The sequence below is a fragment of the Hungatella sp. SB206 genome, from assembly GCF_051132295.1.
Classification (GTDB): Bacteria; Bacillota; Clostridia; order Lachnospirales; family Lachnospiraceae; genus Hungatella; species Hungatella effluvii.
Genome location: NZ_CP096603.1, coordinates 6,532,223 through 6,549,826, shown reverse-complemented (window position 1 = coordinate 6,549,826; position 17,604 = coordinate 6,532,223). Strand labels below are relative to the sequence as shown.

The following is a 17,604-nucleotide window of genomic DNA, read 5'->3' as shown; positions in this document are numbered from 1 at the left end:
TTTACGACACCAAATAATGTGATTAATTGTATAAAATTATATATGTCTTTTTGACTATCTTTTTATATCTTCTTAAATGTCCGCAAAGCCTTATTTTATAGGCTCTACGGGCATTTTTCTTTTGTGGTAAACCTCACATATCTAGGTCTATCTTCTTATATTTTCGCTATCAAGCGTGGTTAAAATCGTGGTAAATACTTCTTATGCGATTAGACGCTGAACCTCTGATTTTGCGGTATCTATGGACGCATGAGCATACCAGTTCATTGTGATACTGATATTTGAATGCCCCATGATATACTGTAAATCTTTCGGGTTCATGTTCTTGCTTGCCAGCCTTGTGCAGAATGTATGGCGTAGCGTATGCGGTGTGATATGTGGCAAGGGATTGTCCTTGTGGTGCTTGTTGTATTTCTTTATCATACGGACAAATAAGGCGTTGTAATCAATCGCAACTTTGGGCTTGCCTTTATGATTGACAAATAGGAAATTGCTCCGTCCGTCTATCACAAATGGTTCTGCCTTTGGGTGTTTCTTCATAACCCGTTGAAATGCCTGTATTGTTTCTCTGCTTAATGGCACTTGCCTTATTCCGCTCTTTGTCTTAGGCGTTTCAATATAATAACCCTGTTCCTTGCTCTTTAGTAACTGGTGGTCGATAACCACAACCTCATGGATAAAATCAACGTCCATGATTGTCAGTCCGCACAGTTCCGAGATACGAAGTCCTGTCTTTAACAGTATCAGCACATCATCATAATACTTGTGATACACATTGTCCGTCTTGATGAATGAGAGTAGGGCTTGTTCCTGTTCCTCTGTCAATGCGACTTTCTCTTTGGTATCATTTTCTAGGACTTCACTTAACTTGAAATCAAAAGGGTTTTTCCTTACACAATCGTCTTGTATGGCGATATAGAATGACGCTTTTAACGAGCGTTTATGGTTGTTAATGGTGTTATAGGAAAAGCCTTTGTCTTTCATGCGTAATGCCCATTCCTTAGCGTCAGAGGGTTTTATCGTATCAATGCTCCTAGCACCTAACTTGTCCTCTTTCAATAACCGCATGAGCTGTTCCCGTTGTTTCTGTGTGCTTTTCTTCACGTTTGCCCTCTGTGTGTTCTGTTTAGCGTAGAGTTGGCAAAGCGTCATTTTCTTGCCTGTGCTGTCGATACCGTCCTCAATATCCCGTCTTATCTGCTGTTCCAGTTCACGAAGTGAGGGTTTTTCCCGTTTTCCCTTTGGTGTCGGGTCTGTGGGTGTCAATCTCCAAGCATACACATATTTTGTGTTTCCAAATGCGTCCACATATTTATATAAGTATTTTCCGTCTGTTCGTTGGCTCTCTCCAGTATGCAGGATACGTTCTTTGCTATCCCGTCTTTTTTCTTTCATGGTGTCTGCTCCTTTCCTTGTTGGAAAGAGCCTTGATATGACTTGTGTTCATCATAACACATACAAGGCTCATTTGCATTAGATTGCGTCCAATTTGTCAATGACCTTTTCAAATTGTCGGCGTTTAATCTGTATGCGGTTGCCATTCATAATGAGCCAGCCAGCGTCCTTGTTTTCCTCTGCCAATCGTCTTAACTTGTTTTCTCCGATACGGAAATATTTTGACGCTTCTTCAATGGTAAGGGTGTACTTTTCCCATACAGGAATATCGTTGTTATTCATTAGATACCCCCTTTCCCTTGTTTTGTGTCATACTGGATATAGGGGATAAGGTCGGTGCGGTTTATCCTCTGTAAGTGGGCGGTTAGTTTGCTGGAAAGGGAATTACTGTATCTTGCCTTATCAAGCATAGTTCCCACTTTTTCCAGTCCACCTAATGCGTCATGTTCTTCTAAGAAGTAAAAACTTTTGACAGCGGAAATCACGCCACCCTCTGTGAGCCATTGCTGTGTTTCTTCAAGAGAATTATGTAGTTTCGGTACTTGCACTTTCAAGACTTCCACAGCCCCTAAAAAGCGTTCCCAAAACCGACACGTTTTCCATCTGCTCTTATTACTTTCATTTCTGTTTGGCACGACAAAGCGTAGGTTGTTTGCCAATAGCCCGAAAGCCAGTTCCCCAAGTTCCAGCGGTCTGTCTTTGAATGTCATGGCAAAAGCATGAGCCTTATCATCACGCAGTTGCATTTCTGTCCGTTTCCAACTGCCAACTTCATCAAGTGTCTTATTATGTTTTGAACAGACTTCCTTATCTTTATCATAAAAGCGGTAGGACAATCCCGATTTACCAGCACCGATATAAACAGTCTTTGCGGTGTCGAAATCATCAAACTTGCTTTCGTCAAAGTGGTAGCCCTCACTATTAGAAATAAATTCCTCTTTTTCGCATTTCTTCTTTATCTGCTCTATGGTAAAGAATGGCTTTTCGTTCTTATCATCAATGGCAATATCAAGTCTTGTAAAATGGAAGTTATCCAGTCCGTATCTTCGCTCACAACGTCGGAACATATCTCCAAAGGTACAATTCCTACTATCGAGAATACGGAAAATATCATCACAACCTCTGCCAGTCATAACAAGATAACAGCCTAGCCCCTGTGGGTTGTCCTCTGTCTTTCTTGCGTCCCCCGATACATAAATATCTCCAATCTGCCAGCGTGCTTGATAAGTCTTGAATTTTATCGTTGCTGGATAAACATTGAAAATGTCAGTCGGTAAACCTAAAATGTGCATGATTACATCTTCAGCGGTTGCAGTATCAAATACAATGCTGATGTAATCAATCTTAACGGATAAATTTTTGTGTGTAGTTATAGTGCATTACTCCTTTCGTACTTCCCGTTTTTTTGCGGGGTAAAAATCGTGTTTTGTCCTTTATTTATCACAGTTTCTAGGTACTATGACATGTATGCGCAGGGCGGTGTTACATATACGCCCTCTGCGAACGCCTTTAGGCGTTCCTTTTCCAAAAGGAACTGTCTGTCCGAACACGTCTGGGGGACGTGCCCCGTCCAGCCAGCCCCTTTTGGAAACCACTATTTTCGGTCTGATAGTCCATGCTTATTCATGCTATCAAAGTGAAAATATATCTTCTCTATACTTACTCAAGCGTGTGATTGACCTTATCGTGCTTAATCACTCTATCTGATACGATAATAACGCCATTAGAATTACTTGTCAAGAAGTTTTTGTTGACTTTTAGATGTAGATTAAGTATGATATGCTTATAAATACCAAGAAAAGCAACGAAAGGAGCGGTTATACTAAGTTATGGAGCATTACGAAAAGAAAATCAGTTTCTTAGGAGAGAACATACAGACCATAAGAAAACACAGAGGAATGAAACAGCAGGAACTTGCGGATAAAATCGGTATCAATATGCAGAGCCTTTCCAAGATTGAACGAGGTGTGAATTTTCCTACCTTCGATACATTAGAAAAGATAATGGACGTGCTGGGTGTAATGCCCAATGAATTATTATCGGGAGAATGGAAGTATGTTAATCAATCCGAAAAGGAAGTCTGCCAGTTTTTAAGAATTGAAGAACGATTAAATGCAGAACTAAAACATGGACATTATGACAACTTCTTTGACAGCGAGGAAGAATGGCTGGAATATGAGTTGGAAAAGTTACGGGAATATATTACCGACTACATCAACGGGAAAAGTATTGTAGCGTCCGACCTTTATCCAATCAAAGAATTTATCCAGCATTTGAAGTTTCAAAAACTGTTAGACCGCTATGATGATTTATACAGCATGGATATGTTCGGGGAAAGCATAGAGGGACATAAATATAGGACACCTTATCAAGTCGTAAAAATGATAAACCCCAATTCAAAAGAAGATATGGAATTATTACGGGAAGTATTGAAAAATAACCATTTTGATGATGAGGACGAATAACTTTTTCCCTCTTTGTAGAAGATACAGCAAACAAAAAGCCCAGTAAAGAGTGCAAAGCACCACCAATGGTGGCAAGGCTCTTGACAGGGCTTTTTCTTTTCTGTGGAGGGTAATCAAGAGGAAGAAAAGATAAAATTTGATTTGTGGTAAATCGGATAATATCAATGAAATTGTCACGGTACAAATTTGGGCTATATAAGGAATAGTAACTGGAAGATTGTAGGGTAATCAAAAAGGCGTGTATTTTAAATCAGAGATACACGTCTTTGAAATGAATGAAATTCAATGAATTTTATTCATTGACAATCGTTCATTCACGAGATATAATTTTAGTGAAAGGAGTTGATTACATGAATATTACGAAACAAAAATCACAAAAGACTTTTGATAAGCAAGCTGCCGATTATGATACAAATATTCAGGGGGAACATGCTCGAAAACTCTATAAGCCGATTATAGAAAATTTAAAAAATAAGAATATACATTCTATATTAGATTTAGGTTGTGGAACGGGTGCGTTACTTAAAGAAATAAAAGAATTAAATATAGCAGAACAACTATTTGGAATAGATATATCTCCCAATATGCTTGAAATTGCAAAAAATAAACTAGGAAATGATGCAACACTTATCTTAGGCGACTCTGAGAGATTACCTTTTGAAGATAGTTCTTTTGACGCCATTGTATGTAATGACTCATTTCATCATTATCCACAACCAGATATTGTAGAGAAAGAAGTGTCTAGGTGTTTAAAGCAAAATGGAGTTTTCATTATCGGTGATTGTTGGCAACCAATCGGAGCAAGACAGATAATGAATTACTATATGAAACACAGCAATAGTGGAGATGTAAAGATTTATTCAAAAAAGGAAATGTTGTTATTATTATCAAAAGACTTCCACGAAATTGAATGGAAATCTTTTGGCACAAGATCTTGTTTAATTATAGCATACAATAATTAAACCGCAAGAAAGGAAAGAAAACAATGCGTATTTCAAAAGAACCAGAGGAACGTAAACAAGAAATTTTAGAAACAGCCATTAAATTATTTAGTGTAAATGGGTTTGAAAAAACTTCAATATCAGACATAGCAAAAGAAATTGGAATAGCACAAGGATTATGTTATAGATATTTCCCATCAAAAGATGTACTTTTTCAGTCTGCTATCAATGAATATTCAAATATTTTAGTCGCCAATATGACAAAAAATATAAATATAAAAAAGGATAGTTTAAAAGATATTTTGCGGAAGATGATACTTTTTGCAGAACAAGAAGATGATACATATTATCCAGTTTTTCATAATAACCAAAATAAAAATTTCCATAATTTATTAACATTGAATGTATGTGAAAAACTTTTTCCTATTGTATCTGAAATTATTGAAAGAGCAAATTACACAAATGAAATACAAGTCAATGATGTTGAAATGTATGCCAGTTTTTGCATATATGGACAACTAGGAATTATTTTAAATACCGATATATCAATTAAAGAAAAGAGTTCACGGATAAAGGCATTTTTTAGGGACTTGTTTAGGCTTTAAATCTTCCCCTGCCAAAAGGCAGGGAATATTTAAATAAATTAAATGAATAATTTTCATTCAATAGGAGGAATTAAAATGAACAAAAATATTGATTTTGTAAACGGAAACACAAAAAAATGTTTACTTGAAATGACTGTTCCTATGATAATAGCTATGTTTTTAAATATGGCATATAATCTCGTAGACAGTCTTTGGATTGGAAATTTGTTAGGTGAGCAGGCATACGCAGCGTTAACAAACTCGACACCTATTATTTTAATCTTAACTTCAATTGGTATGGGAGCAACAAACGGGTTAGCCATTCTATTATCACAGGTAATTGGTGCGAAAAATGAGCAAAAGAAAAAGAATATTATAGTTACTTCTTTTTTTGTATCTATAATTCTTTCAGTGTTTATGACAATTGTGTTGGAGATTTTTTTAGAGCCTATTTTGATAGTTTTAAATACACCGACTGAAATTTTTGATATGGCAAAAAATTACTTATCTATATATGCTTTGGGATATGTAGCAGTTTATTTGTATTTATACTTTACAGCCATTTTAAGAAGTTTTGGCAATACTATGTTTCAAGCAGTTGCAATGCTTGTGTCTACTTTATTGAATGCTATTTTAGATCCTATTTTCATTAACATAATTGGATTTCACGGAGCGGCAATCGCAACCTTAATATCACAGATTATTTGTTTGGCGTTTATGTGCATTTATATTTATCGTAAAAAATTATTTAACCTTTCACTATCTGATTTTGATACAAAAGAGATTATGCCGTTTGTAAAAAATGCTGTGCCGTCTGTCATTCAACAAAGTATTCCTGCTATTAGTACAACATTTTTAACTGCTATTGTTAGTACTTATAGTATTTCTGCTATTGCTGGCTACGGAGTTGCTGGAAAATTAGAAATGATATTATTTTATCCTGCTATGGCTCTTAATATGGTGTTGACTTCAATCGTAGGGCAATGTATTGGAGCACAACGTATCGACAGAGCAAAGAATTATCTGAAATTGGCGTTAAAATATGGTATTGTTGTTTCAAGTGTATTATCAGCAGTTGTTATTTTCTTCTCTAAACAGTTGGCAAAATTGTTTGTTTCCAACGTAGCTGTAACAAATGTTGTCAGCCATTATTTTTTAATTGTTAGTATCGGTTATGTTCTTTACACTATTACTAGTTGCTACTTAGGTACTTTAAATGGTATAGGAAAACCAACAAAAAGTATGATACTAATGATATTCTACTATATTATTATTCGTATTCCTTTTGCCTATCTATTATCTTGGCTGGCAGAAAATTTAAATGGTGTTTGGATAGCGATTTTAATCAGTCACATAGTCGCCTGCATTATAACTATTTTAACAAGTAATCAAATTATTAAGCGGTTATATGGAAAACTTTATGATAGGACTAAAAAAGCAAGATATAAAAGCATTGAAAGTAACTGCTGTGGAAAGTTTTAGGAATAATCTTATACGATTATGCACTACCTAACAGCATTTTATCAACAACTAAATATTTTACAATATTAAAAGTTCGTACAGACGGTATATTTTGTACGGACTTTTTTCTTGTTCTTCTTTTTGTATTTTCCAAAGATATAGACGGTATCTCCGTTTATATATTTCAGCGTATGCGGAAAGGAGGTGAGATTATGAACCCATCTTCTTTCGAGCATATCGTTAGAATACAGTTTAATGCTTTGATGATGACTGTTATTAAATGCACAGTAAAAAACAGAAACAGACAGTTTGCAAGACGTTCTAAGCGTGAAGTTTTATTCTGTGAATTATCAGATACGAAAAATGTTGAATGTGTAACTAAGGATAACTATTCTTGTGATTACATTTCGTTTGAAGTCTTGAATTTTACAATTCAAATATCAAATGAGAAACTTGCTGTTGCTTTATATAAGTTATCGAATAAAGAGCGTGATGTAATTCTATTACGCTATTTTCAAAGTATGAGCGACCAAGAAATAGCCGAATTATATCATGTATCACGTTCTGCTATTTATCGCAGAAGAAGTAACGGATTGAAGAAACTAAAAACAGTATTGAAAGAAAGGAATTGAACCAATGAAAAAAGAATATGGCTACCCTACATTAAAAGTAATATGTCAAGCGTCTGCTGGAAATGAAACTGCCATAAGAGAGATTTTGAAGTTTTATGACGCTTATATATGTAAATTATGCTTGCGTCCGTTTTACCACTCTGAAAGTGGTAAAATCATTATGCAGGTTGATGAAGAATTAAAAGGTCAAATCCATACAGAAATGATGAAAGCAATCTTGAAATTTGAAATCAGAGTAAAATAATCATACTACATGAATGAAAAACGGGAGATACACAGATATTTGTGCTATCTCCCATGTTGTTTTTGTGTCATATCAAGGCTCATTCAATCGTGGTAAATTCGTGGTAAAATGAATAGTTTTCTATACTTCAAAATGTTTGAAAGTATAGTGTTTATGCGGATAATCAAAAATCAGATATAAAATTTATATCTAATTTCCCCATTACATTTACATAATCACTTAAACTATAATTCCCTTCACTCAAATAACAAACAGCATCAGTTTCTATAAGAGTATTATAATTATTACTGTAGATTATATCTGCATCAGGATGTGCATCATATAATAATAGAGTTTTATTTTTCAACCCTTTATCAATTAAAATTTGAAGTATTTCACAATGACGTTCAAACAAATAAAGATTAATAATAATCCTCCTTTCTTATTTGAGAGAGAGCACAATCTATTCGCCAGCAAAGATCTTCAATTTCGCGATATGTGATAATAAACGGAGGACCTAAATTAATTTGATTTCCGACACGAGTTATAACACCATGATTAAGCAGACTTAATTTTATATCATCTGCAAACAATGCTGGCATTCTTTCCTTTGTCTCTTTGTTTTTTACTAATTCTATTGTACCCAAAAGGCCAAATGTACGTATTTCACCTACAAAACTATATTTAGATATTGTTTCTTCAAGTAGTTGTTTTAAATATATGCCTTTTTCAAAAACTGATTCAACTAATTTTTCATCTTCCAGTATCATAAGATTTTTTAGTGCAGCCGCACATCCAATAGGATGTGCGGAATAGGTATACCCATGAACGAAACCAGGAGTGAAAAGGCGTTCATAAATTGTATTGGATACAGTTAACGCAGATAATGGGGCATATCCACCAGTAAGTCCTTTGCCTAACACGATAATATCCGCATCAATATTCCATTGTTCATATCCGAACCATCTGCCAGTCCTTCCAAAACCAGTAATTATCTCATCCAGTATAATAAAAATATTATTTTCGTGGCAAAGCTTTGTGACTTCTTTCCAATACTCGCGGGGTGGGATTGCAGTACCGGCTGACATGGAAACCGGTTCAGCTATAAAGGCTGCAATTGTGTCGGCTCCTTCTGCCTGAATGATTTTTTTCATCTCAGTAACACAATAAAGATCACACGTTCCTGTTACATCATTTTTATGCACACATTTATAACAATAAGGATGTGGTGTATATCGAGCACCTGGTACACCCTTCCCAAAGGGATATCTCCACCCGGTTATTCCGGTAAAGGTCATTGCTCCAAAGGTCGCTCCATGGTAAGAATGCTGACGGCTTAATATTTTGTTCTTTTTATAGTTACCTTCCATAAAATAGAACTGTTTTACAGCTTTCACAGCACTTTCAATACTTTCTGATCCACCACATGCAAAAAGACAATTTGTAATTTTTCCTGGTAACATTTGAATAATTTTTTCTGCCAGATTTTGAGCGGGTTCATTCACATATCCCTCTTGTAAAATATATCCCAATCGCATTGCCTGTTCTTGCATGGCATCAGCAATTTCTTTACGACCATGCCCGGTATTAACTACCCATGCTCCCGACATTGCATCAAAATATTGCTTGCCGTTTGTATCATACAGAAATACCCTATTTCCATAAGCAATATTAAGAGGGCCTATTCTACTCAGTAAATCACCACTGATACTTGCGCTCCAAAGTGCATTATTCTTCATAGCCATCTTCCTTTATAAGTCTATTAATATTTTTCAATATAATTATTCCTGTCACTATAGTGATAAATGCACTTATTTCGACTACATAACCAACGTATAAAAAATCTGTTAGCAGTGGGGCGCCTATTGATCCCAGCAAATAACCTATAGTGCCAATAGAGCTAATTATACTAATACATTTTCCGAGATACTTTTCTTCCGGTAATGTCTGTTCCAATGTCTCTTCAATTGTATTGGAAAACCCATAACCAGTTGAATATGCACATAAAGCCACTATAATTAGAACAATGTTACTAATACTACCCATAATACATAACGCAATTCCACCTAAAACATACCCTGATCCCATTAATAGTATTTCTTTTCTTTTGGTTATCAGTATATGCACAGCATAAGGAGCTAAAAGATATCCCAAAATGTTACCAACAGATATAATTGCTTCACTATATCCTACATAATGTTCTGGTAAATGCAAGGCTTCTGATACGAATAGTATTTGTATTGAAGAAAAACTACCAAGTCCTAACCAAATCAAAGCTACAACAAATGCTAATACTAATAAATATTTATTGGTAATCAAATACTTCCAGCCATCAAAAGTTTCTTTCCAAAAACCTGTCTCTACTTTAGGAAATTCTGTAATTTTATATATTGGATTATACTTTTTACGTTCAATTGGTAGAATAATCAGTAAAACGATAGTACCGGCAATCAATAAGCATATAGTTCCAAATATATTCAAAAATATATTTGCATTAGCAAAAATACTTCCTATTAAAATACTTGCAGTTATTGTAGTGATTTCTTCTATAACCATAATAACAGAATTTACTTTTAGTAAGGTTCTTTCGTTCAGCATGATTGGTTTTACCACACTTTGAGCTGGTTTATAAAATGAATGAACCACCATATACAGAAAAACAATTATGTATATGTCAATCGCATGTTTGGCAAAAAGTAAAGAAAAGGCCAAAATAGCTTGTACAATCAGGCTAAAGCCTATTAAAGCACTTTTTTTTGTATTGTCCACTATTGTACCTGCAAAGATTCCAATAACAATAACCGGAATATTCTTAAGTGCCAATAATACTGCGATTCCTGCGCCGGATTGTGTAAATTGGAATACAAGGATGTTGGCGACAGTTGCAAATATACAATATCCCAACATATAAAAACCACGTGATATCGCTAAGGTATAGATTATTTTACTTTCCTTCGAACATTTGCAGTACATCAATAGCGATTCCTACCTCTCCATTCCCGTAAGGGGTTTCCAACCAGCTTTCTACGATTTTAAACATTCTTTCTTCATTCATTTCTTCTAAAGGAATTACTAATATATTAGCATGATTATAGAACTTTGCATATTGTGACATTAATGGTGAAGTGCAAAGTGCCGCCCTGCATCCCTTCACTTTATTAGCTGCTATAGACATACCTGTTCCAGATGAACACATTAATACTGCTTCATGATACTCTTGTGTAGAAACTTTATATGCAACTTTTAACGCTACCGATGCCCAGTTATTTTCTTTCATTACCTCAGCAGTAATACTGTGGTTTTCTAAATAGTCACATAACTTTCTTACCAGGCAACTTTCCTGGTCAACACCAATAATATATTTCATAGGTAATCCTTCCTCATTAATACGTTATCTACTGTTACTAAAATTATATTATGCATAGGCTATCGCCATATTCTAAAAAGTGATATTTTCGTATAACAGCTTCATTATAGGCTTGCATTATCAGTTCAGTTCCTCCAAAAGCACATGCCAGAATTAGTGTGGTAATTCCGGGACTTTGGAAATTAGTGATTAAGACATCGATTGCTCTAAACTTAAATCCTGGATATATATATGTTTTAGTCCAACCTGTACCCGGGTGAATAATACCATTATCGTCAACAACAGTCTCTAACGTTCTTGTTACGGTTGTTCCTACACCAATAATTTTATGGCCATTCTTACGGGAAGAGTTAATTATTTCAGCAGCTTCCGGAGTAACATTATAATATTCTTCATACATTTCATGCGACTCAATGTTGTCTATGGGTAAGCGATTATCCAGACGGCCTACGTGCTGTGTTATTTCTACTATCTTAACTCCTTTCTGTTTAAGCGATTCAAAAAGTTTATATGTAAAATGCATTCCTCCCGTGGGCGGTTGCAATGATCCTTTTTCTGCGGCATAAACAGTTTGATAATCTTCCTCATCAGTCATTGATTGCGGAAGATGCAAAGGGATAAACAGCTTACCATATTTATCTAATACTTCATCTATACTAATGTTTTCAGAAGAAAATTCTATAATCCAGCCGGTATCACACCAATTTCTTTTGATAACTCTGCCAACCATTTCATTATTACCGAAAATAATTTCGTCATTAGGTTTTATTTCTCGTAAAGTCTCCACAATACAATCCCATGTGTGGAGATCCTTTCGTGATACCATCTTTATTTGTATATTTCCACCACCGATTTTCTTTCCATTAAGGACAGCATGGATTACTCGGGTATTGTTAATTACTAATACATCACCTGAATCCAAAAAATCGGGTAAATCGTAAAAATGATAATTTGATATAGATTTATCATTACGTCTGGTTATCATTAATCTGCTACAATGACGGGGTTTAATAGGTTGCTGTGCAATAAGGTTTGCTGGCAGATCATAACGGAATTCATCTAATCTCATAACTGGTCTCCTTTAAAAAATCCATAGCCATATGCAGTAATCAGGCTTATATCAAGTTACTTTATAAAAATTGTATTATATTAACACTTTACAGAACTATAATAGTATTCTTCTTAAATGAACTATTAAATGGAAATAGCACGTTGATATAATAACTCTGTCCAAAGCGGACGTGCTGTCAATACGGGTTTTGTATAAACTTTCCTCATCTGAATACCTCCTTTTGTTCTGCACATGTCTATGGATTTACGCTTTCAATTAAATCATATTCCAACATGCTATTGATCATTTCTTCTACATCCCTTTCCGCGACATCTTTTGTAACAGCAAAGCATCGTGTTATTTCCTGTATAATATCCTCTTTTTCATTAACGCCATCAATCATATCCCATATAAGGCTCCCAACATCATTAAGAGGAAAAAAAAAGCCTGAAGCTTCATCTTTTATTGTTACTTTATTTTCGTTAAATGCCCAGCTAAGGCTTTCTCTTTTTGTATATAGCATTATAGACTCCTCCTTTCCTATAAATATAAAGCACAATCACCAAATTCTAAAAATCCATATTCTTTTTTAACAGCTTCTCTATACATATTTAAAACGCCTTCCACACTTTTTCCAAATGTACAGGCCAATATTAGGTTAGTTGTTAAAGGTGGCTGAAGATTACTTATCATAGCATCTGAAAAGAATGGTGAATAACCGGGGTAAATATATAAATCTGTCCAATCTGCTTCAGCAACTATCTTTCCATTATGCTTTTTCGCAACACTCTCGATTGTTCGCATGGCAGTTGTGCCAATTGCAAAAACTTTTTTACCACTTGCTTTAGTTTTATTTAGTATTTTAGCTGTTTCATCATTAATGCAGTACCATTCTTCATACATTTTATGTTCGGCCACGCTAACCCGCTCATGTATGACATCCATCTTGTCTAGCCTGCCTACATGCAGGGTTACAAAAACAATATTAACACCCATTTTACGTATCCGCTCAAGCAATTCATTTGTAAAATGCATTCCGGCTACAGGCGGTTGCATGGATCCCCATTTTGTGGCGTAAATCGTTTGATAATCTTGTTCCTGATTTAACTTTTGTGGTAAGTATAATGGAAGATAAAATTCTCCATTCCTGTTGGCCCAGTCCTCAAATTCCTCTATCTCATCGAATTGAAACAAATAACCTGTTCCAAATGAATTCTTTTCAATTACAGTGGCTTTCAATTTTTCGTTTTTTCCGAACAAAAATAGAGTCCCGGGTTTTATTGAGCGGACACTCTCGATGCTACAATCCCAAAGAAGCCTGGACTTCCTTGATGTTAATTTTATCTCTAACTGGGCTCCTGTTTCACAATTAACTCCACGCAGTACACAGGGAAATACTTTTGTATTATTTAAAACAATACAGTCTCCTGGTGAAAGATATTCTACTATATCACTAAAAATTCTATGTTCTATTTCCTGGGAATCACGATGGTACACTATCATTTTTGCGGTATCTCGCGGCTCGCAAATCTGTTTGGGAACGAGATTTGTGGGTAGGTTGTATGTGAAATCTTTAATATTCATTTTTGATTTTTCAGCCTCCTTATTTTTTAGATAAAGCGAATTTAATTACCTCATCTGGAATTTTCCTTTCATGCATATTTACCGGGAAACTCCTTCCAACGGAATCCGTGGAAATTTGCTGTAACATTTTTTGAATACTTTCAACAATTTTTTCTTTCATCATTTTGCACCTCTTTTTCTTTATGTTTAGGAAGCAACGTTATCGCTTCAAGAATAACTGGAGATATGATCACTCCTCTTAGATCAGGGAAAAGAGCAGAAACCAGTAAAATACAAAATAAAAATGTGAATGAATATAGTTTTTTCTGAATTATTTCTTTACATGAAAAATATTCGATATTGATGCTTTGAGGTACCCATAATATTATTTCTACAGTACAAATAGCAAAAATGAATCCAAGTATTGGAAGAGAAAAAGTAATATAATGATTGGTGGTCAGAGAAATGCCCCATATTCCAGTCATACACAGAGTACAACCGATATTACTTTTAGCATGCCGGCCTCCGGCTTGTAAGCGGAACATACAAAATGTAAACAATATTACAAGCGTTTCTCTGCCTTTCCCAATTAACAGGCCAGCAATGGAAATGATAAGGAGCTTGATTGAGTTTTCTAAGAACAGCTCCATGCCATATTTTATTACTGCTGTTTCTTCGACTGATTTTGGATTTATGCTATTCAGCCATAAAATGAGTTTTGAGGACATGGTTGAAATATTCACTTATATCACCTCTTTGTTATTACTATATCAAAAAAATATATATAATAATATTTTCTCAGCGAATGTAGAATTTTTCTGCCTCAGCGAAAACTGTGTTAAAAATAAAAACAACTCGACAAAAAATAAAAATGTATTTTCTTTACATTTCAGAGGGAAAAAGATAGAATAAAAAATATGAAGGGGCTGAGTTAAGGAGTGGACTATATTATTTATTTAATTAGCGGTAGCTTATGTAGTTATTTTTCGTGTGTATTTTTGTTGCCACACCAATTGCAGATGAAACAACGGCTGGCAGTTTTTGCATATATTTATATAATTAACAGTTTTTTTTATTGGATAATCGGACAAACTGTCACTTTTTTGGCTGTTGGAGGTGCAGTGCTGTTGATCCTGGTTTTTACCAAAGGTGATCTCTTTAGCATTATTTGTTCCTTATGGGGATACTTGTATTCTGTTACTTTTAATTATTTGTTTCAATGGTTGATAAGTCTTATTTTTAATTTGAATATAAAAACGGTGCTGTCTAACGAAGTTCTGGCTATAGGTTTTGCTGTTTTTTACTGTATTTACTGTGGCATAACAATAAAGCTTTTAGGGAAGTTTATGCGTCCAAAGCTGAAAAAAATTAAAAATGCATTACAGTCAGACCGGGAGCTGACGATGGAAGTATTTCTTTATATGATATTACTTACGTTTTTGTTTATTCTTAATATTTCATACGGTGATTATCTGGGCTATAGTTACGGTATGATTGCTTTATCTGGGATTATATTCCTCATGTTATTTCTGATGACAGGTTTAGTGGTGTTTACTATATACAAGAAGACTTTATTAAACCAACAAATGAAGAGTAGAGAGGCACAGTATGAGAATTCGCAGCGCTATACAAAAAAACTGGAAGAATCCTATAGGGATATGCGGAGATTTAAACATGACTATCTGAATATTCTGATAACCTTGGAATGTTTTATCAATGACAACGATATGCCTGCTCTGAGCACATATTTTTACAATAAAATCATGCCGACGGGACGCAGACTGGAGGGAAAGGATACCAAACTTGATTCTTTAAGCAGGATAGAAAATATGGAATTAAAGAGTCTGATTTCTTCAAAACTGATTTACAGTGTTGAGCTTGGAATCTATACAAAAATTGAGGTAAAAGAGTCAATTGCAGAACTTTTTATGGATTCTATGGATCTGGCAAGGGTCCTTGGGATTTTTTTTGATAATGCTATTGAATCTGCGTTAGAAACCGATGAGAAACTCTTGAGATTTTGTATGACCTATAAGGAAAATAGTTTAGTGATCCTGATTCAAAATACATCAAATTCTTTGCATGTAAGTATATCGGAGATTAATCAGCCGGGGATTTCGGGTAAGGGCGAGAACCGGGGAATTGGCTTATCAAATGCCGCAGAGCTTCTGGAAAAGTATACAAATGTTATCTGGGATACCGATTTTAAAGAACCTTTTTTTACACAGTGCCTGACGATAGAGAATCCTGGTTGATGAGGGAAAACTATGATAAATATTTACTTGTGCGAGGATGATGACGCACAGCTGAAGCATTGGAAGGATATTATTAATAAGTATTTGATGATGCATGATGTGGATATGGAATTGTTTTGTTGGACAACACGACCTGAAGAGCTTCTGAGATATTTGAAAAGGGCTGATTCTGTAGGGCTTTATTTCCTTGATATTGATTTGAATACGGAGATGGATGGACTGGAGCTTGCCCGAAAGATACGCATCTATGATCCACGCGGTTATCTTGTATTTATTACTACTCATGATGAAATGACCTCTATGATATTTAAGCTTAAGGTCGAAGCTATGGATTTTATATTAAAAGATGAACCGGAAAATCTGGAGGAAAGAATGAAGTCCTGTATGGTGGCGGCTGTTAACAACTATCAGAGTTATTTAGCGGCGAGTAACAGAAGACTGGTCATAAAGGCGGACCATAGTTCTATTCAGATGGACCAGGATGATATCATTTATATAACAAGCGGGAAAAATTCCCATACGGTAGAAATTTATACATGGAATGGTGTCCGGCGGCTGTCAGGTACGCTGAAAGCAGTAGCCATTCAGCTAAACAACTGGTTCTGCTTCTGTAATAGATCCACACTGGTGAATGTAAGGAATGTGAAAGAATATTGTGCAGAGAAAAGGACAGTGATCATGAAAAACGGTGAAAGCATTCAAGTTTCATATCGACTGGTAAAGAGTATTTTGCGGATTTTAGAGCAGCAGGACAAAAGTATATAGAGATTAGCGGAAATAAACTGAAACGGTCAGTTTATTTCCACTAATCTCTGCACATATGTTCAGCGATCAGAACGAGTTGTCCAGTATCTTCATTGATTTTAACCTGCCTAAAAGGAGGAAAATGAAGATCGTGGCAATTCCAAAATAGAAATACGTCTGCACGATTGATAAAAATGGAAAGATCATTGCCAGCAAGAAAGAGCCGACAGGGATTGAGGAGCATGCGATGGCATTGAAAATACTACCCACTCTTCCAATATATCCATCCGGAGTGCTGGACATAAAAGCAACCTGTACCGACATGCCTATTAAGGAATTAATAAATCCGAAGATACCCAAAATAGCGGCATAGGCCATATAACGCATCGGTATAAAGGAAATAAGGCCAATATACATTAGGCTGAAATATAAAACGCCGATCAATGCTCCGCAATAAATCAGAATTTGCTTTGTCGTAAATTTTTGGCTTATGTATACAAATACAATTGTTCCTGACAGGAGACCGCAGGTCATGAAGATACTGCCTACTGACATTGCATTTACCCCAAGACGAAGACACTCGTTTACATAGGCTGCCTGCAGCTTTTCTAAAGGTACTGCGGTAATATTCAGTAAAAATCCAATAATACAGATGACAAAAGCAGCATGATTTTCTTTAAAATACAGGATACCGCCATACAGATCATTAAAATAGTTTTTCACACTGATATTTTTTCGCTCAGTGTTTTCTGAGCGATATCACATAATATAACCGAGGTTTTTTATCAAAAAATTCTACCAGCGCACCGGCTAACGGCTGAAAGAGAATGGTGGGTATGGAATTAACACCATAAATGACGGCCAGCCATGATTTTGAGCCGGTCAGCTCATAGACCATCCAGCCATAGGCAATCGAGTCGATG

General features: G+C 35.3%; 21 protein-coding genes. 8 read left to right on the top strand and 13 right to left on the bottom strand.

Translation table 11 applies throughout. The annotated features are described in order from the left end of the window. Positions 1–201: 201 nt before the first annotated feature. From M1L66_RS29185 to M1L66_RS29175, 3 genes are all read right to left on the bottom strand, one after another. Positions 202–1,395: a tyrosine-type recombinase/integrase gene (locus tag M1L66_RS29185; protein WP_003127058.1), complete on the bottom strand. Its 1,194-nt coding sequence runs from the start codon at positions 1,393–1,395 to the stop codon at positions 202–204. A 78-nt stretch (positions 1,396–1,473) separates the two neighbouring features. Beyond that, a complete protein-coding gene (locus tag M1L66_RS29180; protein WP_002610247.1) occupies positions 1,474–1,677 on the bottom strand; it encodes an excisionase in 204 nt (67 codons plus the stop codon). Then, entirely contained in the window at positions 1,677–2,687 is a 1,011-nt protein-coding gene (locus M1L66_RS29175) for a replication initiation factor domain-containing protein (protein ID WP_003127056.1), read from the bottom strand. The genes M1L66_RS29180 and M1L66_RS29175 overlap by 1 nt, the downstream gene beginning before the upstream one ends. Positions 2,688–3,224: 537 nt before the next feature. Between M1L66_RS29175 and M1L66_RS29170 the strand changes: the two genes are divergently transcribed. The 6 genes from M1L66_RS29170 (at position 3,225) to M1L66_RS29145 (ending at position 7,722) form a co-directional block, all read left to right on the top strand. Then, positions 3,225–3,860: a helix-turn-helix domain-containing protein gene (locus M1L66_RS29170; RefSeq protein ID WP_005946876.1), complete on the top strand. Its 636-nt coding sequence runs from the start codon at positions 3,225–3,227 to the stop codon at positions 3,858–3,860. Positions 3,861–4,210: 350 nt separating this feature from the next. Further along, on the top strand, positions 4,211–4,822 hold the full coding sequence (locus tag M1L66_RS29165; protein ID WP_008728833.1) for a class I SAM-dependent methyltransferase: 612 nt from the start codon (positions 4,211–4,213) through the stop codon (positions 4,820–4,822). Between the two features lie 23 nt (positions 4,823–4,845). Further along, a complete protein-coding gene (locus M1L66_RS29160) occupies positions 4,846–5,406 on the top strand; it encodes a TetR/AcrR family transcriptional regulator (protein WP_008728836.1) in 561 nt (186 codons plus the stop codon). Between the two features lie 75 nt (positions 5,407–5,481). Further along, positions 5,482–6,867 (top strand): MATE family efflux transporter, encoded by a 1,386-nt coding sequence (locus M1L66_RS29155; RefSeq protein WP_008728838.1) that lies wholly within the window; start codon positions 5,482–5,484, stop codon positions 6,865–6,867. A gap of 191 nt (positions 6,868–7,058) precedes the next feature. Continuing rightward, on the top strand, positions 7,059–7,478 hold the full coding sequence (locus M1L66_RS29150; RefSeq protein ID WP_008728841.1) for an RNA polymerase sigma factor: 420 nt from the start codon (positions 7,059–7,061) through the stop codon (positions 7,476–7,478). A gap of 4 nt (positions 7,479–7,482) precedes the next feature. After that, the gene (locus M1L66_RS29145) at positions 7,483–7,722 is read left to right on the top strand and encodes a helix-turn-helix domain-containing protein (protein ID WP_005946862.1); all 240 of its coding nucleotides are present in this window, start codon (positions 7,483–7,485) and stop codon (positions 7,720–7,722) included. Positions 7,723–8,123: 401 nt separating this feature from the next. On the opposite strand, the gene M1L66_RS29140 is transcribed toward M1L66_RS29145, so the two are convergent. The 8 genes from M1L66_RS29140 to M1L66_RS29105 all read right to left on the bottom strand — a co-directional run bounded on the left by M1L66_RS29140 (position 8,124) and on the right by M1L66_RS29105 (position 14,425). Then, entirely contained in the window at positions 8,124–9,440 is a 1,317-nt protein-coding gene (locus M1L66_RS29140) for an aspartate aminotransferase family protein (RefSeq protein WP_434689091.1), read from the bottom strand. After that, positions 9,430–10,608, bottom strand: coding sequence for an MFS transporter (locus tag M1L66_RS29135; protein ID WP_434689090.1), 1,179 nt, complete (start codon positions 10,606–10,608; stop codon positions 9,430–9,432). The genes M1L66_RS29140 and M1L66_RS29135 overlap by 11 nt, the downstream gene beginning before the upstream one ends. Before the next feature lie 37 nt (positions 10,609–10,645). Further along, positions 10,646–11,068: an RpiB/LacA/LacB family sugar-phosphate isomerase gene (locus tag M1L66_RS29130; protein ID WP_434689088.1), complete on the bottom strand. Its 423-nt coding sequence runs from the start codon at positions 11,066–11,068 to the stop codon at positions 10,646–10,648. 43 nt (positions 11,069–11,111) lie between these two features. After that, positions 11,112–12,137 carry a tRNA preQ1(34) S-adenosylmethionine ribosyltransferase-isomerase QueA gene (gene queA / locus M1L66_RS29125; RefSeq protein WP_434689086.1) on the bottom strand — a complete coding sequence of 342 codons (1,026 nt, stop codon included), beginning with the start codon at positions 12,135–12,137 and terminating at the stop codon, positions 11,112–11,114. Positions 12,138–12,375: 238 nt separating this feature from the next. After that, entirely contained in the window at positions 12,376–12,642 is a 267-nt protein-coding gene (locus tag M1L66_RS29120; protein ID WP_434689084.1) for a PqqD family protein, read from the bottom strand. Positions 12,643–12,659: 17 nt separating this feature from the next. Then, on the bottom strand, positions 12,660–13,703 hold the full coding sequence (locus M1L66_RS29115; RefSeq protein WP_434689082.1) for an S-adenosylmethionine:tRNA ribosyltransferase-isomerase: 1,044 nt from the start codon (positions 13,701–13,703) through the stop codon (positions 12,660–12,662). Positions 13,704–13,722: 19 nt separating this feature from the next. Beyond that, positions 13,723–13,866 (bottom strand): exodeoxyribonuclease V subunit alpha, encoded by a 144-nt coding sequence (locus M1L66_RS29110; protein ID WP_434689080.1) that lies wholly within the window; start codon positions 13,864–13,866, stop codon positions 13,723–13,725. Next, positions 13,844–14,425, bottom strand: a complete 582-nt coding sequence (locus M1L66_RS29105) for an accessory gene regulator B family protein (protein WP_434689079.1) — start codon at positions 14,423–14,425, stop codon at positions 13,844–13,846. The genes M1L66_RS29110 and M1L66_RS29105 overlap by 23 nt, the downstream gene beginning before the upstream one ends. 195 nt (positions 14,426–14,620) lie before the next feature. Between M1L66_RS29105 and M1L66_RS29100 the strand changes: the two genes are divergently transcribed. Together M1L66_RS29100 and M1L66_RS29095 are read left to right on the top strand one after the other, a co-directional pair. Next, positions 14,621–15,937 (top strand): sensor histidine kinase, encoded by a 1,317-nt coding sequence (locus M1L66_RS29100; protein ID WP_434689077.1) that lies wholly within the window; start codon positions 14,621–14,623, stop codon positions 15,935–15,937. Between the two features lie 12 nt (positions 15,938–15,949). Next, positions 15,950–16,702 (top strand): LytR/AlgR family response regulator transcription factor, encoded by a 753-nt coding sequence (locus M1L66_RS29095; protein WP_434689075.1) that lies wholly within the window; start codon positions 15,950–15,952, stop codon positions 16,700–16,702. 66 nt (positions 16,703–16,768) lie between these two features. Here M1L66_RS29095 and M1L66_RS29090 read toward each other — a convergent pair whose 3' ends face one another. Continuing rightward, positions 16,769–17,404, bottom strand: a complete 636-nt coding sequence (locus tag M1L66_RS29090; protein WP_434689073.1) for a hypothetical protein — start codon at positions 17,402–17,404, stop codon at positions 16,769–16,771. A 16-nt stretch (positions 17,405–17,420) separates the two neighbouring features. After that, on the bottom strand, positions 17,421–17,594 hold the full coding sequence (locus M1L66_RS29085) for a hypothetical protein (protein ID WP_434694343.1): 174 nt from the start codon (positions 17,592–17,594) through the stop codon (positions 17,421–17,423). Positions 17,595–17,604: the final 10 nt, after the last annotated feature.